Annotated in this window: 21 protein-coding genes; 3 read left to right on the top strand and 18 right to left on the bottom strand. The window is 64.2% G+C overall.

The features are described 5' to 3' along the window. Positions 1-21: 21 nt before the first annotated feature. From ABD687_RS20105 to ABD687_RS20065, 9 genes are all read right to left on the bottom strand, one after another. A complete protein-coding gene (locus ABD687_RS20105; RefSeq protein ID WP_310288523.1) occupies positions 22-714 on the bottom strand; it encodes a GntR family transcriptional regulator in 693 nt (230 codons plus the stop codon). 107 nt (positions 715-821) lie between these two features. Further along, positions 822-1,238, bottom strand: a complete 417-nt coding sequence (locus tag ABD687_RS20100; RefSeq protein WP_310288526.1) for a hypothetical protein — start codon at positions 1,236-1,238, stop codon at positions 822-824. Between the two features lie 486 nt (positions 1,239-1,724). Then, positions 1,725-1,967 carry a DUF6953 family protein gene (locus tag ABD687_RS20095; RefSeq protein WP_310288528.1) on the bottom strand — a complete coding sequence of 81 codons (243 nt, stop codon included), beginning with the start codon at positions 1,965-1,967 and terminating at the stop codon, positions 1,725-1,727. A gap of 63 nt (positions 1,968-2,030) precedes the next feature. Continuing rightward, positions 2,031-2,477 carry a molybdenum cofactor biosynthesis protein MoaE gene (locus ABD687_RS20090; protein ID WP_310288530.1) on the bottom strand — a complete coding sequence of 149 codons (447 nt, stop codon included), beginning with the start codon at positions 2,475-2,477 and terminating at the stop codon, positions 2,031-2,033. Then, a complete protein-coding gene (locus ABD687_RS20085; protein ID WP_302262604.1) occupies positions 2,467-2,967 on the bottom strand; it encodes a MogA/MoaB family molybdenum cofactor biosynthesis protein in 501 nt (166 codons plus the stop codon). Before ABD687_RS20085 ends, ABD687_RS20090 begins: the two co-directional genes overlap by 11 nt. Further along, positions 2,964-3,518 (bottom strand): cyclic pyranopterin monophosphate synthase MoaC, encoded by a 555-nt coding sequence (gene moaC, locus ABD687_RS20080; protein WP_310288532.1) that lies wholly within the window; start codon positions 3,516-3,518, stop codon positions 2,964-2,966. Before moaC ends, ABD687_RS20085 begins: the two co-directional genes overlap by 4 nt. Further along, positions 3,515-4,771, bottom strand: coding sequence for a molybdopterin molybdotransferase MoeA (locus ABD687_RS20075; RefSeq protein WP_310288534.1), 1,257 nt, complete (start codon positions 4,769-4,771; stop codon positions 3,515-3,517). Before ABD687_RS20075 ends, moaC begins: the two co-directional genes overlap by 4 nt. A 520-nt stretch (positions 4,772-5,291) precedes the next feature. Next, a complete protein-coding gene (locus tag ABD687_RS20070; protein WP_302262607.1) occupies positions 5,292-6,917 on the bottom strand; it encodes a GMC family oxidoreductase in 1,626 nt (541 codons plus the stop codon). Continuing rightward, positions 6,914-7,378, bottom strand: coding sequence for a sugar dehydrogenase complex small subunit (locus tag ABD687_RS20065; RefSeq protein WP_344761013.1), 465 nt, complete (start codon positions 7,376-7,378; stop codon positions 6,914-6,916). The genes ABD687_RS20070 and ABD687_RS20065 overlap by 4 nt, the downstream gene beginning before the upstream one ends. A 474-nt stretch (positions 7,379-7,852) precedes the next feature. Between ABD687_RS20065 and moaA the strand changes: the two genes are divergently transcribed. Beyond that, on the top strand, positions 7,853-8,911 hold the full coding sequence (gene moaA / locus ABD687_RS20060; RefSeq protein ID WP_310293359.1) for a GTP 3',8-cyclase MoaA: 1,059 nt from the start codon (positions 7,853-7,855) through the stop codon (positions 8,909-8,911). Continuing rightward, a complete protein-coding gene (locus tag ABD687_RS20055; RefSeq protein ID WP_310288539.1) occupies positions 8,912-9,205 on the top strand; it encodes a MoaD/ThiS family protein in 294 nt (97 codons plus the stop codon). Between the two features lie 342 nt (positions 9,206-9,547). Here the strand turns inward: ABD687_RS20055 and ABD687_RS20050 are convergent, their stop codons facing one another. The 9 genes from ABD687_RS20050 to ABD687_RS20010 all read right to left on the bottom strand — a co-directional run bounded on the left by ABD687_RS20050 (position 9,548) and on the right by ABD687_RS20010 (position 23,465). Next, positions 9,548-11,356, bottom strand: a complete 1,809-nt coding sequence (locus ABD687_RS20050) for a hypothetical protein (RefSeq protein ID WP_310288541.1) — start codon at positions 11,354-11,356, stop codon at positions 9,548-9,550. Between the two features lie 244 nt (positions 11,357-11,600). Further along, positions 11,601-13,313, bottom strand: coding sequence for an ABC1 kinase family protein (locus ABD687_RS20045; protein ID WP_310288543.1), 1,713 nt, complete (start codon positions 13,311-13,313; stop codon positions 11,601-11,603). Between the two features lie 4 nt (positions 13,314-13,317). After that, a complete protein-coding gene (locus ABD687_RS20040; RefSeq protein ID WP_310288545.1) occupies positions 13,318-13,860 on the bottom strand; it encodes a PadR family transcriptional regulator in 543 nt (180 codons plus the stop codon). Between the two features lie 251 nt (positions 13,861-14,111). Continuing rightward, a complete protein-coding gene (locus ABD687_RS20035; protein ID WP_264270369.1) occupies positions 14,112-15,620 on the bottom strand; it encodes an alanine/glycine:cation symporter family protein in 1,509 nt (502 codons plus the stop codon). A 390-nt stretch (positions 15,621-16,010) separates the two neighbouring features. Continuing rightward, positions 16,011-16,823, bottom strand: coding sequence for a hypothetical protein (locus ABD687_RS20030; protein WP_264270355.1), 813 nt, complete (start codon positions 16,821-16,823; stop codon positions 16,011-16,013). Then, positions 16,823-18,049 carry a toxic anion resistance protein gene (locus ABD687_RS20025; RefSeq protein WP_310288547.1) on the bottom strand — a complete coding sequence of 409 codons (1,227 nt, stop codon included), beginning with the start codon at positions 18,047-18,049 and terminating at the stop codon, positions 16,823-16,825. Before ABD687_RS20025 ends, ABD687_RS20030 begins: the two co-directional genes overlap by 1 nt. 429 nt (positions 18,050-18,478) lie before the next feature. Then, complete coding sequence (locus ABD687_RS20020; RefSeq protein WP_310288549.1) at positions 18,479-19,882, bottom strand: M16 family metallopeptidase; 1,404 nt, start codon at positions 19,880-19,882, stop codon at positions 18,479-18,481. A 289-nt stretch (positions 19,883-20,171) separates the two neighbouring features. After that, positions 20,172-22,397, bottom strand: a complete 2,226-nt coding sequence (locus tag ABD687_RS20015; protein ID WP_310288552.1) for a polyribonucleotide nucleotidyltransferase — start codon at positions 22,395-22,397, stop codon at positions 20,172-20,174. A gap of 855 nt (positions 22,398-23,252) precedes the next feature. Further along, the gene (locus tag ABD687_RS20010; RefSeq protein WP_310288555.1) at positions 23,253-23,465 is read right to left on the bottom strand and encodes a hypothetical protein; all 213 of its coding nucleotides are present in this window, start codon (positions 23,463-23,465) and stop codon (positions 23,253-23,255) included. Between the two features lie 13 nt (positions 23,466-23,478). On the opposite strand from ABD687_RS20010, the gene ABD687_RS20005 reads away from it, so the two are divergent. Further along, positions 23,479-23,745, top strand: coding sequence for a hypothetical protein (locus ABD687_RS20005; RefSeq protein ID WP_310288557.1), 267 nt, complete (start codon positions 23,479-23,481; stop codon positions 23,743-23,745). Positions 23,746-24,023: the final 278 nt, after the last annotated feature.

Here is a 24,023-nt window from a genome sequence, read left to right as displayed (position 1 = left end):
CGGGTGCTTGCCGGCGACGAATCAGGAGGCCGCGTCGTCCCGGCGGCCTTTCGCGGCTGCGGGGCCCACGAGGTGGTCTACGGCGCTGTCCATGTGGTCGGCGAGCGCCCGGTGCAGTTCCGGCACGTCGGCGTCGAGGATCGCCTGGGCAATGCGCCGGTGCCCGGCGATGCGCTCCGCGACGGGGTATTCGGATTTTTCCAGGGCAGAGAGGCACATCCGGGTCTCCGTCACCAGCGTGCCGTGGATGCGGCTGAGCCGCGGGCTGTCGGCCAGCCGGACCATGGCCTCGTGGAAGGAGATGTCGCTTCGGCTCAGTGCGGCGGGGTCGGTCCCATGGGCCTCCATCTCTGCCACGATCCCGAGCAGTTCCTTACCGACCTGCCCGTTCGTGTGGTCGACCTCGATGATCTTCAGCGCGGCACCACGCTCGACCGCGGTTCGCGCCCGATAGATGTCGGTGATGTCGGCCTGCGTGAACTGCGCGACGAACAGGCCGCGGTTGCGGATGCTCACCAGCAGCCCCTCCTGGGTCAGGCGCTGCATGGCCTCCCGCAACGGGCCGCGGCTGACACCCAGGCGCCCGGCGAGGTCGGCTTCGGCCAACTGTGCGCCCGGTCCGAACTCGCCGTTCTCGATCGCCATGCGGATCTGGCGCGCAATGATGGCCGGCGTGGATTCCTGTTTCAGCGGTTCGATGCTCGATGCGGTCATGCCGGTGATTCCTCGCTTGGGCCGAATTGACTAGCCGAATTGTCTAGATGCAGACAATCCTACAACCGGTAGACGCCATCGCCGGGGCCACCACGATCGGCCCGGGGCTATGCCTCGCTGACTGCCTTCTTCAGCAATTCCACCAGTCGCTGCTGGTCCTCGGCGGTCAGCTTGGTCACCGCGTAGGAGCTCGGCCAGAAATTGCCCTCGTCGAGGTTCGCGTCTTCCTGGAAGCCGATCGTTGCGTACCGCACCTTGAACTTGGCGGCGCTCTGGAAGAACACCACGACCTTGCCCTCGGCATTGGTGTACGCCGGCATGCCGTACCAGGTCTTTGCCCCCAGGGACGTGTGCTCCTTGACCAACCCGTGCAGGGTTTCGGCCAACTCCTTGTCGGAGCCGGTCATCTCGCCGATGGCCGCGAGGCACGCCGCCTCCAGGTCGGCACTTTTCTTGGAAGCCTTTTCCTCGGCCACCGCTGCCTTCATGGCAGCCTTTTCCTCTTTGCTGAAGGTCGCGCTCATGGTGATTTCCTTTCATTGACCTGCTTTACCGGACCCACTCTAGGCGGAACCACGGATGGGCGCTTCTTGATTCCTGCTCGACTTGGTGGGCGTCGCGGGGATGCGCTCGGGGAATCTTGCAGCGGTTCGCAGGCAGCGTCGTGGTTGTTCCCGGCCCACCTCGGAGAAAAGTGCGCCCGGCAACGGGACGGCCCTGGACCCTTGGCGCTCGCGGTTCCCGGCTTCTCCCGGTCCGTCCATGCTCCCCGCACATTGTCTTCCCACCGCCAGGGTGGTGGGGTTGGCCGGTTCTGTGCGATCAATAATCCAAGGGGGAACTCTCCTCGAGTCTGCGACACCGCCCCGCGGCGGGCGGCACCCCCATCGCCTCCCCGCTGGCGGCCCCCATCGGGCCTGCCGGTTTCCGCGGGCCAAACAAGTGGCCAACGGCAGAGGGGGCCACCGGAGCACAAGGTTCCGGTAACCCCCTCGTTCATGTCCATCGTGCTAGCTGGCGTCGACGACGTTCCAGCTGCGGTCCTCGCGGTTCCAGGCCACCGAGGCGTCGCGCAACTTGCGCAGGGACTTCAGGACATCGCGGTTGATGGCCGGGTGCCCGTTTTCATTCGTGTAGACCCACTCCTCGCCGAAGGCCTCCGCAATGCGGGGCACCAGGGCTTCCTGGTGGACGGTCTTTTCTTTGTGGATCGCGTCAAGGATCCACTGGGCAATTTCTGGTGCATTGGTCATCTGTTCAGGGTACCGGCGCGCAGGACGGAGCACACAACGCGCGCCGGTTGGAACGCCTCGGGTTCAGGCACTGCCCACCCATTCAACCTCGCCGTCGGCGAAGAACTGTTCCTTCCAAACAGGCACGTGGGCCTTGACGGTCTCCACCAGGTCGCGGCAGGCGTCGAAGGCCGCCCCGCGGTGGGCAGCAGCTGCGGCCGCCACCAGGGCGGCGTCCCCGATGTGCAGCTCCCCAACCCGGTGGGCCGCCCACAGCCGGGTCCCGGGGTGCCGGGAGGCGACCTCGTCCACCAGCTCGACCATCCGCGCCGGGGCGCTGGGGTGGGCGCTGTAGGTCAGTTTCAGCACCTCGCGGCCTCCGTCGTGGTTGCGCACGATGCCGCCGAAGGTAACCACGGCGCCGGTGTGCTCTGACTCCACCGCGTCCCAGGCGGTGTCCGCGTCGATGGGGGTGTCGCTGATGCCCGCGAAGACCGCTTCGCCGGGTGATTGGGGCCCGTTAGTGGGCATGGCGTCCCTCCAGCTGGTCGCAGATGTGCGTGAGCAAGGGAGTGAGCACCGTGAGCCCGTCCATGACCCCGGAGGGGGAACCCGGCAGGTTCACGATGAAGGTCTCCCCCGACACCCCCGCATGCCCGCGGCTCAGCGCGGACATCGGGGTCTTTTCCCGCCCGGCTGCGCGCAGCGCCTCCATGATGCCGGGGACCATCCGGTCCAGCAGCGGTTCGGTTTCCTCCGGCGTCCTGTCATCGGCGCTGAGCCCGGTGCCGCCTGAAGTGATGATGACGCTCGGCTTGGACAGCAGCAGTCCCTGCAGCGCCGCACCGACGGACGGGCCGTCCGGCACGACGATGGCCGGGATGACATCGAAGTTCTGTTCCTGGAGCCAGTCGGCAATGACCGGGGCGCTGGCATCCTCGTAGATGCCCATGGCCGCACGGGTGGATGAAATGAGGATGGCCGCCTTGCGAGGGGCGCCCAGTGGTTCACAGGCACTCATGCGCGCAGTTCTCCTTCGGGGTTGGGAAGTTGTTGGGGAGCAATGTCCCAGGATCCGGACTTGCCGCCGGACTTGGCCAGCACGCGCATGTCGGTGATGCTCGCGTGCTTGTCGACGGCCTTGATCATGTCATACAGGGCCAGGGCCGCGGTGCTCACTGCGGTCAACGCCTCCATTTCGACACCGGTCACGCCGCGGGTCTTCACCGTGGCAACGATCCGCACGGAGTCTTCGGCGTCCAGGTCGAAGTCGATGACCACCTTGGAGATCGGCAGCGGGTGGCACAGCGGGATGAGCTCGGAGGTTTTCTTGGCCCCCATGATCCCGGCAATGCGGGCCACGGCGAGCGCGTCGCCCTTGGGCATCCCGGCACCGGAGATCAGTCCCAGGACCTCGCCGGTGGTGTGCACAAAGGCCTCGGCGGTGGCCTGGCGGCTGGTTTCTGCCTTGTCGCTGACATCGACCATGTGGGCGGTGCCGTCGGCGCGAACGTGAGAGAGCTTCCCGCCGGAAGGTTCGGCGTTCGGTTCGGGTGTGGTGTCGCTTCTCATGAGCCGTCTCCAATGATCATGATGTCCGCGCGGCTTCCCGCGGGCAGGGTGGTGGTCTCCTCGTCGAGGAGGATGAAGGCGTTGCTGGCAGCCAGGGCAGCCAGGAGGTGGGAGGAGGCCCCGCCAACGGGCGCGACTGTGCCGTGGGCATAGCTGCCGCGGCGCACCTGCAGCTTGCCGGGAACCGAGTCCAGGTCCTCGGTGAGCGTGGCGGTGGCCAAGACGCGCTCGGGCAGGCCCAAGGCCATGGCCAGGACCGGGCGGATGAACATCTCAAAACTGACATAGGCGCTGACCGGGTTTCCCGGCAGCGCAATGAAGGCCACCGGTGAGCACCCGGGCAGGGCGAGGGTTCCGGAGCCCTGGGGCCCTCCGGGCTGCATGGCCACGGAGCCGAAGTCGATGCCATGGGTGCTGAGCACCGCCTTGACCACGTCGAAGGCGCCCTTGGAGATCCCCCCGCTGCTGAGCACCAGGTGGTAGTTCCTGTCGCCGGCCATCAGCGCCGCCCGCAGGGACGTGGTGAACTGTTCGGGCGAGTCATCGAGTACGCCCGCGACGGCCACCTGGCAGCCGGCGCCCGTCAGCGCTGCGTGCAGCAAGGTGGTGTTGGCGTCGTGGATCTGCCCCGGGCCCAGCTCCCCGCCGGGGGCGACCAGTTCGTCCCCGGTGGACAGCAACAGCACCCTCGGCCGGGATTGGACCTGCACCTCGGCCAGGCCGAGCCCGGCCACGATGCCCAATGCCGTGGGGCCAAGCCGTGTCCCTGCCTCCAACACCAACGCACCTTCGGCGATGTCGCTGCCGCGGGCACGCACGTAGTTGCCCACCGGACTGGAATCCGGCAGCACCACGGTGAATCCGTCTGCAACTTCGGCGACCGTGGGAAAGCGATCGGGGTTTGCCGCCTCGACGGGGATGACGGTGTTGGCCCCTTCCGGCATCGGGGCACCTGTCATGATGGGCGCGGCGGTGCCGCGCACCAGGGCAGCGGCAGCCTGGCCGGCGGCGATCGGGGCGACCACCCGCAAGGCACCAGAGCCCAGGTCCCCGGTGTGCACCGCATAACCGTCCATCTGGGAGTTGTCCCAGGGCGGCAACGCACGCGGGGCCAGCAGGTCGTGGGCCAGCGTGCGGCCCAACGCCTGGACCAGCTCCGACGGTTCGCTGCCCGCATCCCGCAGCACGGGAGCCAACAAATCCTCTATGGCTTCCAGGTGCTCGCGGACGCTGCGGCGAAATGGTGGTCTCATGCCTTCCATCCTAGGTCGCAGTGGCGGTGCCGCATTCCTAGTCACCGAATTCCTTCATCAGTGCAGCCACGTTTTCCTACGCGCCTCACGTTCGGTGGGGCCGTCGCTGTCCCACCATTGTCGGCACTTCGACCGTTGCCAAACGTGTGCCCATCTGCGCCGTGGTTCAGCAATCCCTGTTCATTCGACGATCCGAAAATTCCTGCGCTCCGAGCGCCACCACGAAGGTCGCCCTCCCTGGAGCAGGCTGGTGGCCACGCGGACCACGCTGCCTTCGCAAAAGCATACCGAGGCAGCGGGCAGGGTGGAGCCGTGGCCACCCGTGCTGCCACGGCTGAATCGCTCGCCCGGGGAACCGCCGCCACGGCTTCGGCAGGGCCTGAACGTATCGGGGCCCGACTGGCAATCCAATCGTCACTGTGGGCAAGGCAGACCCCCGGGAAGGTTCTTCCCGGGGGTCTGTTGACTGGGGCCGGTGGAATGATGGGTTTTGGTTGGAGGCGCTGAAGCGGGTTGCCTATTACAACCGCGCCACCAACCGCTCCGCCGTCCGCAGGGCCAGCGCAGCCAGCGTCAATGTCGGGTTGGCCGTGCCGGCGGTGGGGAACACCGATGAACCGACCACCCACAGGTTCGGCACGTCATGGCTGCGGCCTTCCGCATCCACCACCGAGGTGGCCGGGTTTTCACCCATCGCCGTCGTTCCCATGATGTGCCCGGCACCGAATGGGACGTCGGAGTGGTTGCGCTCGGTGGCCTCCAGCTCTGCGAACAGGTTTTCATGTACGGCGGCCGCGTCGGCCATGCCGGCGCGGACAGACGCGCCGACGGCGAAGGTGATGCGGGGACGAGGCAATCCGATGTCGTCGAGGTTGTTGAAGTCCGGCACGATGCGGTTGCCCGGGTCGGGCAGCTGCTCGACCGAGCTGGCAAACCGGATCTCGCGCTGGACGTGCTCATTCCAGCGCCGCGCCAGTGCGTTGCCGCCTTCGCGCAGGCGTGGGAACGGAGCGGGGGCGGTGAACTCGAACGTCGGATCACCGATGGGGAACCGCCATCCGTCGTTGCCGATCTCGACGCGGAAGGCACTGCGCGCGTCCGCATCGGGACGCTCGCGGGTGCTGTCTATCCCGGCCGTCGAGCCCGGGCCGCGCTGGGGATACACCGGATCGCGAGACAAGGCCCACGACAGCTGGATCGGGTGGTCCATCAGGTTGCGACCCACTTGATCCGAGGAGTTCGCCACTCCCCGCCCATTGTCGCTGGACAGCAGCAGCTTCGGCGTCTCGATGCCGTGCGCGGCCAGCACCACGGCCTTGGCCAGCACCGTGTGATCGGTCCGGTCGGGTGTGCGGTATCGCACCCCGGTCGCGCGGCCACCGCTCACCAGCACGTCGAACACCACGGCGTTGGCCACCAACCGTGCACCGTTCTCCCGGGCACGCTCCAGGTGGATGAGCGCGTCATACTTGGCGCCGATGGGACAAATGGGGATGCAGTTGCTGTTCCCCTCGCAGCGCGGACGGTCATTGAAGGAGGATTCGGAGTTGCGTGCCTGAGGGGTGGACCGAACCTGCAGACCGATCCCGGCAGCGGCTTGGCCGATCACCCGGTCCAGAAAGCTGGTCGGTATCGCCTCCATGGGGTACCCCGCGCTGCGCGGTGACCCCAGGTCCTCGTTCGAGTCTCCTGAAACGCCCATTTCGCGCTCCGCCCTGACATACCACGGCTCGAGATCGTTGTAGGTGATCGGCCAGTCCGCGCCGACCCCGAACCGGGTCCGCATCTCGAAGTCCCTGGGCAACAGCCGCGGCGTGCTGCCCAGCCAGTGCCAGGTGGTGCCACCCACGATCCGCTCATAGGTGGAGCCGAAGGCATCGGGTCCGTCCTGGATGAAGTAGCCGGTGCCGGGAACCCCGATCTCCAGGCTGGTCGGATGTGGCGCCCACGGCACGTTCGGGTACGGGCTTTCGGGGACCTTGGCCGGGGCGGCCCGAAAGACCTCGACCGCTTGGTCGCGATCCACCGGTGGTCCGGCTTCGAGCATGATGACGCCGACACCCGCGCGAGTGAGCGCATCGGCGACCAGGGCTCCGGCCACGCCGGAACCCACGATGACCACATCGGTGGTGAGAGTATCGCTCATGGCACATCATCCCATTTCGAAAAGCCGATTTTCGTGCTCGCCGGCTCGGCGAACGGCAGCGTTTCCCAGGCCAGGGCCTCCAGGTAGTCAGCGGTCCGGCCATTGACCAGGCCCGAATACCAATGGACAAGGATCTGCCGGGCTGTCTCCGCCACGGCATCGTCATTCAGGACGCCGCTGCGACGTACTTCGTCGAAGGTCCTGGGTCGACGCTTCACGCGCACCGTGCCGTTGACCAGCACGCGGAGCGTCTGCGCGTGTGCCGGATCATTGTTCAGGGCCCGCAGGTACTGCTGACCCACCTCGTCGCGCAGACTGAATTCATTGTCGGTCAAGATGTCCGAGAGCTCCATGAACTCATCGAGCGTGACCGCCCGCGTCGTGGTTGCTGCCCTGACCGGTGGCGCCGTGAGGCCGCCTGCGGCAACTGCGCCCGCGACGGCGGCAAGCCCGACCAGCACCCCGCGCCGAGTCGGGAGGCTTGCCGGGTCTCGTTCACTCTGCGTGAGAGCTCCCGACTGAGGATCCTGTAGTGCCATGCTCTTCTGCCCCCCCGAAATCAAGTGATGTGGGTTCGATGCGGCTGGGCCCCTATGGGGATAGGACGGCATTGCCGTGGACTCTTCATGATTCTCCCGAAACCGACCCGACGGCAATCCCTAGATTTGGGGGGATGCACACCACTCAGTCGCACAGAATATAGGGACCCGGCCAGCCCGATGGAAAGCTTCACGTGGGTGGGTATGGCACGCCATTCCCTGGGGGCGATGGATCCTTGCGGCGTCAACCAACCACACCGGGTGAATGCCGGCGGCAGCACTGTCGCGCTGTCCGCCCAGAGCCAAGCCACAAATGGTCAAAAGGCCTCCCCCGTGGACTACCCTCGATATATGGCGACGAACCCAGAAACACCGCGCAGCACCGTCAGCCTGCCCATGCCCACCATCCTGACACCGGCACCCGCAGACTCCCCCGGGCTCAGCGACAAGTTCGGCCGACAGGCCACCGACCTGCGCATCTCCCTGATCGACAAGTGCAACCTCCGCTGCACCTACTGCATGCCCGCCGACGGGCTGGCCTGGCTGCCCAAGTCCAAGCTGCTGACGTTGGAGGAAATCTCCCGGATCGTGCGCATCGGCGTGCGTGACCTGGGAGTGCGCGAACTGCGCCTCACCGGCGGCGAACCCCTGGTGCGCGTGGACCTGCCCCAGATCATCGCCACGGTGCGCAGCGAGCACCCGGACCTTCCCATCTCCCTGACCACCAACGGGGTGGGACTGGCCAAGAAGGCAGCCGCGCTCAAAGAGGCCGGACTGACCCGCATCAACGTTTCCCTCGACACCCTGCATGCCGAGACCTTCGCCAAGCTCACCCGGCGCGACCACATCGACTCGGTGTTCGCCGGGATCGACGCGGCCCTGGCCGCCGACCTGGCGCCGGTGAAGATCAATGCGGTGTTGATGCGCGGGATCAACGACGAGCAGGCACCCGAGCTGCTGGCCTGGGCCCTGGAGCGCGGCCTGGAGCTGCGCTTCATCGAGCAGATGCCGCTGGACGCGGACCACGTGTGGCGCAAGGACAACATGGTTACCGCCGCGGATTTGCGCGCCTACCTGGAAACCCGCTTCCGCCTCTCCCCCGATACCAAGCCGCGCGACGGTGCCCCGGCCGAACGCTTCCTGGTCTCCACCCCGCAGGACCCCGACACCATCCTGGGTGCGGTGGGCATCATCGCCTCGGTGTCCGAGCCGTTCTGCTCCGACTGCAAACGCACCCGCATCACTGCCGAGGGCAAGGTCATGAGCTGCCTGTTCTCCCGGGAGGAAACCGACCTGTCCGCGCTGCTGCGTGACGGCTCGGACGATCGGGCCATTGCCGAACGCTGGCGGGCAGCGATGTGGGGCAAGCCGCGGGCCCACGGCATGGACCACACCGGACTGGGCTCCAAGGACTTTGTACAATCGGACCGCTCCATGAGCGCCATCGGAGGATAATTGCGCATTCGATACTTTGCCGCCGCGGCCCAGGCCGCCGGCACGACCGAGGAACGAATCGACCTGCTTCAGCTTCCCGGCGCCACGCTGGGCACGGTGCTCGAGCACCTGGCAACCAACGCCCCGGCAGCTGCCCCGGTCCCCGATGGGCCGCTGCTGCGCCGCACCACTTCGCTGGCCACGGTGCTGGGGCGCTGCAGCTTCCTGGTCAACGGCGTGAGCGAACAGGACAAGGACCGCGTGCTGCGCCCCGGCGACGAGCTGGACGTGCTGCCGCCCTTCGCCGGCGGATAAGGGGCCTTCGGCCTCCGATTGTCGGGTGCCTCTCTTACTGGCGGTGACAAGGGTGCCATCAGTTGCCGCCGTTCGCTGCGAAGGGAGCGGCGTGGCGGATCCCCGGGAATTCTTGCCCGAGCGTCCTGCCTGGCACCATACCTGGGTTGGTAGATGGTTTGGTGCACCTGGAGATCGGCTCGAGAGCTACCGCACACCCACCAAAGGGAATATGATGAGGCCCGGACGGGGTGTGTAGTCAGGGCGAGAGCCCTAACCCAAAATTAATTTTTTTGGGGGGATTCATTTGACGCACACCCCGTCCGTCCAACTGGTCTACTACATTGCCGCAACTGTCCCGCATCAGAGATAGGTGTACGCCGGCCGCGCTGCCGCGAGATCCCTCAACCGGTTGGCCGAGTAGAGATCCAGTGCCTCGCGCAGGCAGTCCAGATGATCTTCGCCGGGTTGCCCGACGTATGCTCCGTCGCCACCATCCAGGGCCCAATAACGTGTGTGCGCAAAGCCCATGAAGCCGGCTTTTCGCGTCCGGACAGGACGGTCCGAGATCCAGTCGCCAAAGTTCCCCTTCAGCGGCCCGCCCACCGGATCGCCGCCAATAATGCCGTGGAAGGGGAAGTACAAGTTCGTCCAGCGAGTCAGTGCGAAGAGGGCACCATGGTTCGGGACCAGAAACCCTCCCCTGAAGGACCCGTCCATCGAGCGGTCTGAAAGGGCATAGCTGATGCGGGGTTGCCCGATCGCTGTGAATTCTGCCTGCGGTGGGCAGCTGGGAAGTATCCGGTTTTTCTTCATGGACGAAAAAGCTTCATTGCTGCCCGCCATGAGGAGATGCGCGTGGGTCAGCGGCGAGCCCATCGTCACCAGATCGGTCACAAGCCATGGCTGGCTGTTCAGCCTGTGTTCCTGCCACGCCGCATACTGGAGGTCCCGAGCCGCAGGGGTTTCCGCCGCTTCGGGGTCCCTTGGCATCAAGGCCGACTCCACGGCACCCAGCGCGCCAAAGCTCGCGTGGTCTGGATTGGCGTGCTGTTGACGGAGGCGGTTCCAAGCGAAAGTGAGCATGTCGTAGGCGATGGCGCTGCCGAGGCTGTGCGCCGCCACGACGATCCGCTGGTATTCGCCCGATTCATGCATTCCTTCGAGCAGTCGAACACCGGCTTCGCGGATTTCCTGCCGGCGGGCGATATTGTCCGGCTTGGGCTCGAAGTATCTTGCGGCATCACCCAAATGCCCGGTGAGGAGCTTCGTGCCGCGTTGCTTCAGGAGCTTCCAGACCAGTCCAAGCAACGCGATGACCACTGCAATCAGTCCGCCACCAGCCAGCATCCCGCCGGAGCTCGCGGGCTTGAACGCGGCGTAGCCGGTGGCCCCAACGAAGGCCAGCAAGACTACGACCAGCAGTATTCGGACAATGCGTACGTGGGGCCTGAGGGACGCTGGCATGTCCGAGCTCTTGCGCAACAACAAGTTCTTCATCCACCCCATAACTTGCCCAGTGGTGCTGTCGCGGACAAGGTGTGCCCAGTAGAGCTCATAGACATCAGTCGTCGGCCGTCCCTCGCCGGGTGCACCGGGAGGTGAGGCTGCCGCCTTGATCGTGACCTTTCGCGTTTCGAAGGAATCCGACAGGTTATCGGGCTTCACCCAGCGCAGCGTCTGGCTCGAGTCGGTGCCGAATACCGCCTGCACAAATTCCATGAGTGTCTGTCCGGGTTGCTGCTCGCCAATGCCGTGAACGACGATCAGGGCCTGCTTGGGCGAGTTGCGCCGGCGCCGGATGGCCTGGACGATCACGCTGAGCCTGTTCAAGGCCGCCTGCCAGAAGGCCAGACTCGTCCGGACGCCCATGGACTCGAGGATGTTCCCCACCGTCACCCTCACGACGCTCCTTCCGTCATCCGTGGCGGGGCCGGGCGCGGGGCGTACGCGGATCGTCAGACTCGTTCCGCTGGTCTCGCACTCGGCAGTCAGCGTGAATACACCCTCGCCGACGGTCGCGTGGGTCACCATGTGCTGGGCCAAAGACCCTCCCGGAGCGGGAACCGTAGCCAATGCACCCTTCCTGAAGGGCAGTATCACCCCGGCTCCGATCCACTTCCCAAGCATCTCGGGACGAAAGAGCAGGGCGCCGAGCTCGGCGGAGTCCATGCGAACGTTGGTCGAAACGCGCATCCTCAGTCCAGATGATGGAACTGCAGCCAGGTGGTTCACGATGCCCCCAAATACCGACGGACCTGCCGAAACTCCAGCATAGAACCGACCAGGCTTCGGACCAAGGCTTTCAGTTTTGCTGGCGCTCCCGGCCGCACAAGTACCCGGCGGTGTTTTCTTAGTCATTGGGAGCCCAATACACCGCTTCCGGTCAATGGCGATTCTTCGCTCGGTCGGCAGCTCAGCGCCCGCGGCGCCCCGCCCACAGCCCGTGCAGCAGCGGCAGCGTCGAAAGCCACATCAGCACGGCGCCCAGCACCGCATCGTCCGCGTGCAGCACCGCGCCGGCGAGCAGCACGGCGGCGAAAACCACGGCCGAGGCGGTCCGTGTCCCGGTGGCCTCGACGCGCGCCAGGCGGCGTTCCAGTTTCGGGTTGGCCACCGCGAGCGAGCCGTCCTGCAGTCCGCTGAACAGCGCGTCGATCCGACGCGGCAGGCCCAGGCCCAGCGTTGCGGCCTCCAGCAGCTGCCCCGCCACGTCCTGCACGATGTTGCCGCGCTGCTCGCGCAGCAACTGCGCCGCGTAGGGTTCGACCGAGTCCCAGAGGTTGAAGGCCGGGTCCAGCGAGCTGCACACGCCCGAAGTCAGCGACATGGCACGGATGATGAGCAGGAAGTTCTCCGGCACCTGGAACGGCAGCGAGCGGACAACGTGCCCGAACTCCTCGGCGAACTCGCGGAACTCCCGCGGGTCCACCTCGCGCAGCTCGGCAAAGCCCATGCCGCCGAACCTGGCGAAGAGCTGCGTCAGCGCGCGCTCCAGCTCGGCAGTGTCGGCCGTTGACACCAGCACGCCCAGCTCCCCGATCGCGGCGACCAGTCCCTTGCCGTCGCGCCCGGCGGCAGAGATCAGCAGCTTGCGCAGGCCGCTGCGGGTGTTGGACGGGACCTCGCCCATCATGCCGAAGTCGATGAAGGTCAGCTTCCAGGGATGCGGGGCTTGTGGGTCGGTGGCCGGGGTGACGAAGATGTTGCCCGGGTGCGGATCGGCATGGAAGAAGCCGCTGGTGAACAGCTGGTCGAACATCACCGCGGCGAACACCGGAGCCACCTCGCCCGGATCGATGCCTGCGGCCCGCAGCCCGGACAGGTCGGTGATCTTGATGGCGGTGACATCTTCCAGCGTGAGTACGCGGCGGGTGCAGCGCTCCCATACGACCCCGGGCACCGCCACGCGGTGGTCGTGATCGAAGTCGGCGCCGAAGCGCTCGGCATTGGCCGCCTCGTTGAGGTAGTCGATTTCCTGCAGGCTGGTGGCGGCAAACTCCTCGACCAGGGCCGGGGCGTTGGCGCGCCTGGACACCACGCGCACGTGGCTGAGCCAGCCGGCCACCTTGCGCAGTGCGGCCAGGTCGGTGGCGACGATCCCGTCGATGCCCGGCCGCTGCACCTTCACCACCACGGTGTCGATACCGGCCGCTGCGGCATCCTCGGGCATCAGCCGCGCCCGGTGCACCTGCCCGAGCGAGGCGGCGGCGATCGGCACCTGCTCGACCGAGGCGAACACCGTCTCCAGCGTCGCGCCCAGCTCGGCCTCTGCCAGCGCGCGAATGGCGGAGAACGGAACGGGCGGCACCTCGTCCTGCAACCCCTCGAGCTCGGCGGTGATTTCCGGCGGCAGCACGTCAAGGCGTGAGGACATGAACTGGCCGACCTTGATCATCAGGCCGCCCAGGTCCACCGCGAGCACATGGAAGCGCTGCGCGAAGCGCCGCATGCGCCGGGCCCGGGAGCGCTCCGCGACCCTGGCAAGCCCGACGCGCGGCAGGAGCAATTCGAAGAACCACGTTACGGCGAGGTTCCAGGCGGCGAATCGCAGGATGCGCCGGTAGCGGGCGCGGGTGTTGCCCGCTACCGTCTTCACGTCCGCGCGGTCCCCGGGACCGGAGGCCACCTAATCAGCCCTGGGCGAGGATCGAGTACAGCTTGCGGCGTGCCTCCTCAAGCACAGCCACGGCCTCCTGGACCTGCTCCGGGGTACCGGTGCGCCCGACTTGGGCAGCCGCCTGGGCGAGCTCGACGCCGGCCTTGGGCAGCGAACCGCCGCCGGATCCCGCTGTTCCCCCGGTGGGTTCCCACGGCACCGAAAGCTTCGAATCGGCAACCTCCTCGCGGCCGGCCTCAGTCAGCGAGTAGATCTTGCGGCCGTTGGATTCCTCGGTGTTCACGGAACCCTCGTCAGCCAGCAATTGCAGGGTGGGGTAGACGGAGCCGGCACTGGGCTTCCAGGCCCCGCCGCTGCGCTCCTCGATTTCGCGGATGATCTGGTAACCGTGCATGGGCTTCTCGGCGAGCAGGGCCAGGATCGCCGAGCGAACCTCGCCGCGTCCGGCGCGGGTGCCCGCGCGCTTTTCGAAACGTGAACGTAGCTCCTCGACGGCCTGCCACACGCCGTCGAGGTTGTTGGCGGAGAAACCGCCCGTTGGATTTGAGTGGTGCATGATGCTCTCCTCTATCGCTAACGATGTACGAACGATACTTAAAGATACGTCGCCCGATGCTGGGAAATCCATGGGTTTGGGCCTTGAATTACCTAAAAGCCAAGGACCTTCCGCCCATGTCGCCCGTCGGGCGACAATCGGTCAGACTATATCTTTCGCTGAAACCCAAAAGGCGATCCCCGCCACCGCAGCCCGAGGGGCCTTGGTGGCGGGGATCGCCCATGGTGTCCGCGCCTGCGGAAAGGATAGCGCTAGGAGCGGTCACCCACGGCGTCGCGTTCCGAGCTGGACATGCGGCTGGAGCCCAGGACGTCCCCGGCCTTCCAGTCCGCCCATCCCGGACGTTCCTTCATGAAGGCCTCGATCTCGTCCTTGGTGGCCTCGAGCTTCGGGTCGTGCTTGAGGTACCAGCGGGTCTCGCGGGCAATCATGCCCGAGAGGATCAGTAGGCCGATCAGGTTCGGGATGGCCATCAGGCCGTTCATCATGTCGGAGAAGTTCCACACGGCGGTCAGCTGGGTGGTGCAGCCCACGTACACGACGAGCGAGAAGATCACGCGGAAGGGCATGACCGCCTTGCGCCCGAGGAGTCGCTCGATGTTGCGCTCACCGTAGTAGGACCAGCCCAGGATGGTGGAGAAGGCGAACATGACCAGGCCGATGGTCACGATCCAGTGCCCCCACTCCCCCGGCAGCCCGAAGGTGAAGGCGTGCCCGGTCATCAGCGATGCGGAGATCTGTTCGCCGGTTTCCGGGTCGACGTAGTTCCAGGCGCCGGTGGTGATGATGACCAGGCCGGTGCAGGTGACCACGATGATGGTGTCGATGAAGGTCTGGGTCATGGAGACCAGTCCCTGGCGGACCGGGTGGGTGGTCTGCGCCGCGGCGGCCGCGATGGCCGCCGAGCCCATGCCCGATTCGTTGGAGAAGATGCCGCGGGCCACGCCGAACTGCACGGCGATGATGATGGCCGAGCCGGCGAAGCCGCCGACGGCCGAGGTGCCGGTGAAGGCTTCGGTGAAGATCTGCCCCAGGGCCGCGGGGATCTGGCCCACGTTGGCGATCAGGATGTAGATGGCAGCGGCAACGTAGAAGACGATCATGATCGGCACGAAGCCGGCGGTGACCTTGCCGATGGACTTGATGCCGCCCACCAGAACGACCATCGCCATGATGGTCAGCACCAGGCCAGTGGTCCAGGTCGGGACGTTGAAGGAGTTCTCCAGGTTGGCCGAAATCGAGTTGCCCTGGGTCATGTTGCCGATGCCGAAGCAGGCAATGGTGGCGGCAATGGCGAAGAAGAGCGCAAGGAACTTGCCGAGGGGACCGCGGATGCCGCGCTCCAGGTAATACTGCGGACCGCCGGACTTCTCCCCCGCCGCGTCGGTGCCGCGGTAACGGACACCCAGGTAGGCCTCCGAGTACTTCGAGGCCATGCCGAGCAGACCGGTGACCCACATCCAGAACAGCGCGCCCGGGCCGCCGATGCCGATGGCGGTGGCCACGCCGACGATGTTACCGGTGCCGACGGTGGCGGCCAGTGCGGTGGTCAATGCCTGGAACTGGGAGATGTCTCCCTCTGATCCGGCGTCCTTGCGCTTGAGCAGACCCAGGCGCAGCGCTGCGCCCAGTTTGAGGAATTGGAGTCCGCCCAGGCGGAAGGTCAGGTAAAGCCCGGTGCCCAAAAGCAACGGGATCAGCAGGAAGGGTCCCCAGATGACGCTACTGATGTCACCGAGGAGAGTTGCGAGGTCGTCCATAGTTATGGGTCCCATATCTTCTCGTGCGAGTGGTGAAAGTGCGAGCGTGACAGCTGTCACAAAGCACTTATCCTACGGTACATCCCACGTCCGGTGACCAATTGCACGTGACATCACGATTAACCAAGACAAACGGTAACGATTCAGCGATGATCGGTCGGAATAATCTCCCAAAACACGAAAAAGGACCGCTCGCTTCCCGAAGCGGGAAAGAAGCGGTCCCTTGGACGAGGTGTAGAAACGTCTTAAATGCCGAAATCGGAAGGATTGTCGAAGGGGCCAACCACAGTGATGCTGCGCGGACGGGATGCCAGCAGCACCGCCAGCAATCAAAGACACCTGGCAAGGCGTTCTCGCAGCGAAACACCGGCGACTTCGGTCCGTGTTTTCTTACTTGATCCCGAAGTCGAAGCCACCTGGTTGGTGGTGCCCGAACCGCTCCCTGAGAAAGTTGCCCGTAGTGGTCAAATCCGCCGAAGTTTGGTTGTGCCGGGTGGAGTGCAACGTCTCGGCCTGTCCCAGAAGGAGGCGAAGTTGCTCAACCAATTCCTCATTGGGTGTTCGCCCGTTTGGTTGCCGGTTGTCCACCATGCTCGGCGGTACGGCCAGGAATCCCTGAAGAACATTGGGTAGGTACTCCCGCACCATGGCTTCGAGTTCATACTCAAAGCGCGCATCGCCAGAGGGCTGCCGGGTTTCCGCGTCGATGACCGAGTCAAGCATCTGGCACGTTTCCAGAATGGTTACGTACGTATCAGCGGGAAGACGGTGCTTGTTCTGTTTGGCCTGCACGCTCACCCATGTCAGAGCGGTCGACAGTTCGTCCGCCGCCCCGGCAACCGGAGTTGCCGCCGGGTACGGCTGGTTGAACTGGATCGGCGGCGCTGGTGCGGCCACTGGCGTCGGTATCTGGACCGCCTCGCCACTGCGCAGTTTCCGAACCCGCCTGGGGAGCCAGAGATCGCGAAGCATGTAGGACCGCACGGCCGACAAGACCATGGATCCGAGACCGAGCATAGCGCCGCTGCCATTAGGGAGAGAAAAAGCACCGATAAAGAGGACAGCGTAGAGCCCACCTTCAAGCATGACCTTTTTGTTCTTGGCGCCCATTCCGATGATGAGCACGTAAAAAGCGGCGAAAAGCCAAAATACGAAGGCAAGGACCACTTTGACGATGTTCCCTCGAGTGAAGCGCGACAGCATTATGCGCCCCGTGGATGAGTAGTGGCGGCGTCAGAGGCATGACTACGCTCCAGCTGAAGTCGAGCCTGACCAACTTGGCCTTCAAGAACCTGCACTGTCTGTTTCATCGACTGTGCTGCTTCGACCTTGAACCTGTCGATCTCGTCCATGGCCTGGAAAACATTATCGAATGCTTGCTGCAACTTGGTGGCGTCGATCGAGGCTTGGGCGGAAGTCTTATGAATGGCTGCGCCCTGGGAGCGAAGGAGTTCGGAGGTCGAAACGATCAAGTCCGAGGTAGTTGAGTTGAGGGCGTCAATTTGCGCCAGCACGATCTTTTGCTGGGCCAGGGCCTGCGCAACGATCACCGCTACCCGAAGCGCCGCGAGTGTAGTGTCCAGCGCCCGATCCACACCTTTGATCAGCTCGGAGTTGTTCTTCTTGACCACATCAAGAGCTAGGTACCCTTGGATGGATACCGCCATCTGGGTCATTAGATCTTGGTGGCGTTGGCGGACGTAGAAGAGGGCGTCTGCTTCAAGTGTTGTGGCGTCGTCCGCTTTGCCCGTATTGCGCAGCTCTACGATCCGCTGCTCCAAACCGTTTCCAAGGTGGCTCGCGAGCACGGCGTAGTTCGCCAACTGCCCCATTGCCGCCCAGAGGGCATCGCGTTCGGTCTGGATGGCGGCGTTGTCCTGACGGAGATCGTCCTGCCCACCCTTCAGAGCCTTAGTGATGGCGTCAAGTTGTTCTTGTGCCGATTCGTACCTCATGAAGTATCGCTGGATAGCGTTGCCTCCGGGAAGGAACCGCAGAATGCGCTTCGCGCCCGTCAAATCATGGCGCTTGGGGTCTAGCTCGGTGACGATCTGTCGCAGCTCCGCCAGGGTGTTGCCGGTACGCGATGCAGGGTCGGCGCCGGTGGCTGCGAGGGCGGCTGCCGGCCTCTTCAACATGCGGCTGGATGCGGAGCTTGCCTGCTGCATCGTTCCCTCGCCCAGCCGGGTCAGCTGCGCTAACTTGGTCTGGAACTCCGGGCTCTGGAGGGGTGTGGCCAGCAGGTCATCAAGAAAGATTTTGGCATTTTCGGCGTGCTTCTGCTGTGCGTCGGCATCCACCAGGATCATGCCGCCGATCTTCTCCGGAGCGTGAACTACCACCTCAACTATTGGTTTCGGCGGCTCCAGCTCAAGTGGATTTCCAACCTGCGGCGACGAGGTCGCGCCGAGGTCGAGTGGGTTCAGCATGATGTACTCCTTGGAAGGCTCTGGGACACTTGCAGTCTACTAGGGATTACTTGTAGGTAACAGTAAATGGCCTGTTTTAGCCGCGGCAATCACATTTAAATCTATCTCATCAGCCGGACCACAATCTTTGCGAAAAAGACAAACCTGTTCCTTTTTGCGTGCCCTTGGCGGAATTGAGAATCGAGAAAACGTTGGCGTCCCTGCCCTCAAGCATCCTCGCTGTCATCGCATGTCTTGTTCGAGAAGATCGGCGACAACAGCATCCATGACGCCCAGCGTGCCACTTCGTGAATCAGACTACGAAGCCATGGTCAGAATCTTTCATTCTAGAATTTTGGAAATACACCGAGAGTTCCTGGAAATTGAGAAAAGGACCGTTTTTTCTTCCAAAGAAGCAAAAACGGTCCTTTTGACCAAAGGCCGGAAGGCCTACATTCCGAAATCCGAAGGCTTATCAAACGGACCCACCACGGTGATGGTGCGCGGACGGGACGCCAGCAGCGCCGCCAATTCCTGCACCTGTGCCGGGGTGACTGCCTTGACGCGTTCGAGCGACTCGTCGATGTCGTGGAAGACGCCGGTGACAAGCTCGGCGCGGCCCAGACGCGACATGCGCGATCCCGGATCCTCCAGTGCCAGCACCATGCCGCCGGAGAGCTGGCCAACGGCCTTGCGCAGCTCCTCGTCGGTGATGCCATCTGCCGCCAGCTTTTCCAGCTCTTCGCCCAGCAATTTGATCACGCGTTCGGTCTTGGCCGGGGCGCACCCGGCGTACATGCCGAAGTAGCCGGCGTCGGAGTACGCGGCGGAGAACGAGTAGGTGGAGTACACCAGCCCGCGCTTCTCGCGGATCTCCTGGAAGAGGCGCGAGGACATGCCGCCGCCGAGGATCGCATTCAGCACGCTCATCACGTGGCGGCGCTCGTCGGTGGCCACAATGCCCGGGCAACCCATGATGATGTTGACCTGCTCGACCGGCCTGCGGATCACGTCGATGCGCTGCGAACCGGTGATCTCCACCGGGACGGTGGGACGGCGCGGAACCGGCGAAGCGCCTTCTTCCAGCTCCCAGCCCGCGGTGCGCAGGGCCTTGAGAACCAGGTCGCAGACCTCGTCGTGGTCCAGTGAGCCCGCGGCGGTGATGACCAGTTCCTCGGGGGTGTAGAAGCGCTGGTAATGCTCCCAGACGGCGTCGCGGCCGATGCCGGTGATGGCCTCGGGGGTTCCGCCGATGGGGCGACCCAGGGAGTGGTGGCCCATGACGGCCTCGACGAAGCGCTCGTGCGCCACGTCCCCGGGATCGTCAGCGTCCATCGCGATTTCCTCGAGGATGACGTCGCGTTCCTGCTCGAGTTCATTGGGATCGATCACCGCGGAGGTGATCATGTCGGCGATGACGTCGATGGCCATCGGCAGGTCGGAGTCCAGCACGCGGGCGAAGTAGCAGGTGCTTTCCTTCGCGGTGGCGGCGTTGGACTCGCCGCCTACCTCGTCAAAGGCGGAGGCGATTTCAAGCGCCGTGCGGCGCTTGGTGCCCTTGAACAGCAGGTGTTCCAGGAAGTGCGTGGAACCGTGTTGACCGTCCTGTTCATCGCGGGAACCGACTGCCACCCAGAAACCAATGGTGGCCGAACGCTGTCCGGGCATGGCCTCGGTCAGCACGCGAACGCCACCGGGCAGGACCGAACGGCGTACCAGCGCCCCACCGGCTTCGCCGTGGACGATGGTGGGGTCCCCCGCCTCGATCGGGGCCGTGGCGCCAGTGGCGCCGCGCTCCCCCGCGGGAGCGGGAGACATTCCAAAGCCGTTGAGCGGCAGGGGAATCATGACCACAGAAAACATCCTTACTGTCCGCCTGACTGACCGCGGAGCATTGGGTTATTCGCGCGCAGTGACACGCGAAAGGCATTACTCCATTCTTCCACAGGGCCTACCATTCATTGCCAGTTCATGAGCGGACTCTCACCGTCCCCTCCCCCATGGCACGGAACCACGCGACAGTCCCCGGGTAACGGCCGCCACGGATGTCAGGCCGGCCGCTGAACCGGGGTTCCGGGCGGAGATAGAAAAATCCCGGCCCACCAAGTGGTGGACCGGGATTTTCTAGCCTAGAAACCTAGGATTACTCGGCTTCGACGAGGTCTTCCTCGGCTACAACCGGGGCAAGCGAAAGCTTTCCGCGATCGTCGACCTTGGTGATTTCGACCTGCAGCTTCTGGCCCACGGAGACAACGTCCTCGACGTCGTCAACGCGCTTGCCACCGGCGAGCTTGCGCAGCTCGGAGATGTGCAGCAGGCCGTCCTTGCCCGGGGTCAGCGAAACGAACGCACCGAAGGTGGTCAGCTTCACGATGGTACCCATGTAGCGTTCGCCAACCTCGGGAACCATCGGGTTGGCAATGGCGTTGATCGCGGAGCGTGCTGCGTCTGCAGCTTCCCCGTTGGTGGCGCCGATGAGGACGGTTCCGTCGTCCTCGATGGAGATATCCGCTCCGGTATCCTCCTGGATCTGGTTGATCATCTTGCCCTTCGGGCCGATGACCTCGCCGATCTTGTCTACGGGGATCTTCACGGAGATGATCCGCGGAGCGTAGGTGGAGAGCTCGTCCGGGGTGTCAATGGCCTGGTTCAGGACATTGAGGATGTGCAGACGGGCTTCGCGGGCCTGCGTCAGTGCAGCTGCCAGGACCGATGCCGGGATGCCGTCAAGCTTGGTGTCAAGCTGGATGGCGGTGATGAACTCGGAGGTACCTGCAACCTTGAAGTCCATGTCGCCCATGGCGTCTTCGGCGCCGAGAATGTCGGTCAGGGCCGCGTAGCGGGTCTGGCCGTCAACTTCGTCGGACACCAGGCCCATGGCGATGCCGGCGACGGCTGCGCGCAGCGGCACACCGGCGTTCAGCAGCGACAGGGTCGATGCGCAGACCGAGCCCATCGAGGTCGAGCCGTTGGAGCTCAATGCCTCGGAGACCTGGCGGATGGCGTACGGGAATTCCTCACGCGACGGCAGAACCGGCATGATGGCGCGTTCTGCCAGGGCACCGTGGCCGATTTCGCGGCGCTTGGGCGAACCCACGCGGCCGGTCTCACCGGTGGAGTACGGCGGGAAGTTGTAGTTGTGCATGTAGCGCTTGCGCGTTACCGGCGACAACGAGTCGATCTGCTGTTCCATCTTGAGCATGTTCAAGGTGGTGACGCCCATGATCTGGGTTTCGCCACGCTCGAAGATCGCCGAACCGTGGACGCGGGGAAGAACCTCGACCTCGGCGGTGAGCTTGCGGATGTCGGACAGGCCGCGGCCGTCCATGCGGATCTGGTCGGTCAGGATGCGCTGGCGCACGACCTGCTTGGTGACAGCACCGAAGGCCTTGGAGACCTCGCCTGCGCGCTTATCGAAGGCGGTGCCCTCGGCGGCGAGCTCTGCAACGACCTCGTCCTTGAAGGCGGAGGAAGCGTTGTCGCGCTCCTGCTTGCCGGCGATCTGGTAGATCTCGGTGAGTTTGGCGGTGGCCTTGGCCTCGACGGCTGCGTAGACGTCGTCCTCGAAGTCGCGGAAGACCGGGAACTCGACGGTCGGCTTGGCGGCGCGTGCTGCCAGGTCTGCCTGTGCCTCGCACAGGGCCTTGATGAACGGCTTTGCAGCCTCAAGGCCCTGGGCAACAACCTCTTCGGTCGGGGCGGTGGCGCCCTGTTCCTTGATGAGGTTCCAGGAGTTGTCGGTGGCCTCGGCCTCGACCATCATGATGGCGACGTCGTCGCCGGCGATGCGGCCGGCAACAACCATGTTGAACACGGCGTTTTCCAGCTGGCTGTGCTTCGGGAAGGCAACCCACTGGGCACCGTTTCCGTCGTCAACCAGGGCAACGCGGACGCCGCCGATCGGGCCGGAGAACGGCAGGCCCGAGAGCTGGGTCGACATCGAGGAGGCGTTGATGGCCACCACGTCGTAGAGCTCGTCAGGGTTGATCGCCAAAACGGTGACCACGATCTGGACCTCGTTGCGCAGGCCCTTGACGAAGGCCGGGCGCAGCGGGCGGTCCATCAGGCGGCAAGCCAAGATGGCTTCGGTCGACGGGCGACCTTCGCGGCGGAAGAAGCTGCCCGGGATGCGGCCGGCAGCGTACATACGCTCCTCGACATCCACGGTCAGCGGGAAGAAGTCGAAGCCTTCACGCGGGTGCTTGCCGGCAGTGGTGGCCGAAAGCAGTGCGGTTTCTTCGTCGATGTAGACCATGGCCGCACCTGCGGCCTGCTGGGCCAGACGGCCGGTTTCGAAGCGGATGACTCGCTTGCCGTACCGACCATTGTCGATCACGGCCTCTGCGAATTGAATTTCGGGACCCTCCATGGGGCGTGTCCTTTCGATCAATATCAGCAGCACACTGCGAACAGGCCACACATCGGTGCAATCTGGTCTTCGATCGAGACTCGCGCTCTCCCATAGGGAAGAGCGAAAGCCACTACCGAGGACCGCGAATGTCTTCCGGTGGGTCAAGTGCGCGAAGTGCGCGGATATTTCGTCTTGTTTCTGTGCTGGTCATGCGAAATTGCAAACCATACATACACCAGCCTACCGGGTTAACGGATTCGGCGCAGTGATGGCGCGGACTTGTGGCTGGGGGGGATCCAGCGGGGTGTGCTGGCTAAGTAGCTGCGGCGATCTGACGCGCGATGAGAATCGGAGCATCGAGCCGGAACGGGACATGAGGCATCGAATTAGTTCATTCCAACGCGGCGGGCGTGGCAGGCCCAGTTGTGACGATAAGCCTGGCCAGCAACACTGAAAGATCCAAATTGAGAGCAACGGGAGGGGACCCTCGCCATCGCCAATAGGCGATGCACAATCAGTGTGGGTTAATCCTGATGATTCAGCTGCGCTCGTAAGTCATGACATTGCCGACCCGTTCCTGACACCCCGTTAGGGTCTTGTAATTTGGGCTTGCGGCGAAGGATTTGCCACCGTGAAAGCCGAGCACCAAAAATCCGACACTGCTGAATAGCATCTGCTGGTAATGCTGTTCTGGCGACCTGGCGACCTGGTAGTGAGTCCTCCGAGCAGGTGGTAATCGAATTCCGGGGAAGGGGTAGTGATTCGAGACTCGATCCGGCCGCGTTGTAACGTGGCGGACCTGTTGCTCGACGCATCCTCGATGGCCTGGGTGAGATGCCGGCCCGCGAGGTCTCGGAGGCCGGACTTGCGCCCTCAGGGCCATGGCTGCTGGATGTCGGCACCGTCAGCGTAGCTCTGCGGTTGGCAGCGTTGCCTACCGCCGCGATGGCCCTCTTCGCGGCCGATCCCCGCGTGGAAGCTATTCCTGATGCCTACAACAAAGACGAAATTGACAAGCATTACGCCCTCGACGCGCCAGTACATTCGCAAATAGCGCTCGGTCATTTCTGCAAACAACTTATTCATAGGTACATAATTCATGCACAGCTTCGAGGACCACATTGAACCGGTCGAGCAGGAAGACGGCACGATTTTGGACGGATTGCGCTACTTGTTCAACGGCGTGTTCATAGCATCCGAGCACGAGCGGTACAAGCACGTCTATTTCTTCTCCTTGGACGTACTTACCACCATATGCAGAAAGATTGCAACCGAAGATATCGTCGGTGTCGACATGCGCGGGGATAAGGATGGTCAGATGCAGATTACCAGCGTCATCTCTAGCACAGATTGGAATGGCCCCTGATTCAGGGCCACTGAGACTGCCTGATTCCGGACCACCTGCTATTCCGTTGCTCAAACTCTGATCGAACACTTACTTGTTCGGCAGCGGTTCTTTCTATCCGATGATCTCTACAATCTTCAGCTCAACGTGCAGTCACCACTCCAATCGTTGTCGAAGGCGCAATGTGGTACTAATTGGCAAATAGCGTCTGACACGAAGACTTGAGACCCGGTGCCCACGAAGCCATGGGATCTGGTGTCCACGATGTCATGAGGTTACGCTTCAGGTTCCCGGATTTG

The sequence above is a fragment of the Paeniglutamicibacter sulfureus genome (assembly GCF_039535115.1).
GTDB lineage: Bacteria > Actinomycetota > Actinomycetes > Actinomycetales > Micrococcaceae > Paeniglutamicibacter > Paeniglutamicibacter sulfureus.
Note: the sequence above shows the minus strand (reverse complement) of the source record. Positions and strands in the feature narration are given on the sequence as shown.

What these genes read in the sequence shown, in the direction of transcription:
- ABD687_RS20105 (WP_310288523.1), bottom strand. Translation starts at nt 714, where the DNA reads ATGACCGCATCGAGCATCGAACCGCTGAAACAGGAATCCACGCCGGCC.
- ABD687_RS20100 (WP_310288526.1), bottom strand. Translation starts at nt 1,238, where the DNA reads ATGAGCGCGACCTTCAGCAAAGAGGAAAAGGCTGCCATGAAGGCAGCG.
- ABD687_RS20095 (WP_310288528.1), bottom strand. Translation starts at nt 1,967, where the DNA reads ATGACCAATGCACCAGAAATTGCCCAGTGGATCCTTGACGCGATCCAC.
- ABD687_RS20090 (WP_310288530.1), bottom strand. Translation starts at nt 2,477, where the DNA reads ATGCCCACTAACGGGCCCCAATCACCCGGCGAAGCGGTCTTCGCGGGC.
- ABD687_RS20085 (WP_302262604.1), bottom strand. Translation starts at nt 2,967, where the DNA reads ATGAGTGCCTGTGAACCACTGGGCGCCCCTCGCAAGGCGGCCATCCTC.
- moaC (WP_310288532.1), bottom strand. Translation starts at nt 3,518, where the DNA reads ATGAGAAGCGACACCACACCCGAACCGAACGCCGAACCTTCCGGCGGG.
- ABD687_RS20075 (WP_310288534.1), bottom strand. Translation starts at nt 4,771, where the DNA reads ATGAGACCACCATTTCGCCGCAGCGTCCGCGAGCACCTGGAAGCCATA.
- ABD687_RS20070 (WP_302262607.1), bottom strand. Translation starts at nt 6,917, where the DNA reads ATGAGCGATACTCTCACCACCGATGTGGTCATCGTGGGTTCCGGCGTG.
- moaA (WP_310293359.1), top strand. Translation starts at nt 7,853, where the DNA reads ATGCCCACCATCCTGACACCGGCACCCGCAGACTCCCCCGGGCTCAGC.
- ABD687_RS20050 (WP_310288541.1), bottom strand. Translation starts at nt 11,356, where the DNA reads ATGGACTCCGCCGAGCTCGGCGCCCTGCTCTTTCGTCCCGAGATGCTT.
- ABD687_RS20040 (WP_310288545.1), bottom strand. Translation starts at nt 13,860, where the DNA reads ATGCACCACTCAAATCCAACGGGCGGTTTCTCCGCCAACAACCTCGAC.
- ABD687_RS20035 (WP_264270369.1), bottom strand. Translation starts at nt 15,620, where the DNA reads ATGGACGACCTCGCAACTCTCCTCGGTGACATCAGTAGCGTCATCTGG.
- ABD687_RS20030 (WP_264270355.1), bottom strand. Translation starts at nt 16,823, where the DNA reads ATGCTGTCGCGCTTCACTCGAGGGAACATCGTCAAAGTGGTCCTTGCC.
- ABD687_RS20025 (WP_310288547.1), bottom strand. Translation starts at nt 18,049, where the DNA reads ATGCTGAACCCACTCGACCTCGGCGCGACCTCGTCGCCGCAGGTTGGA.
- ABD687_RS20015 (WP_310288552.1), bottom strand. Translation starts at nt 22,397, where the DNA reads ATGGAGGGTCCCGAAATTCAATTCGCAGAGGCCGTGATCGACAATGGT.
- ABD687_RS20010 (WP_310288555.1), bottom strand. Translation starts at nt 23,465, where the DNA reads ATGAATAAGTTGTTTGCAGAAATGACCGAGCGCTATTTGCGAATGTAC.
- ABD687_RS20005 (WP_310288557.1), top strand. Translation starts at nt 23,479, where the DNA reads ATGCACAGCTTCGAGGACCACATTGAACCGGTCGAGCAGGAAGACGGC.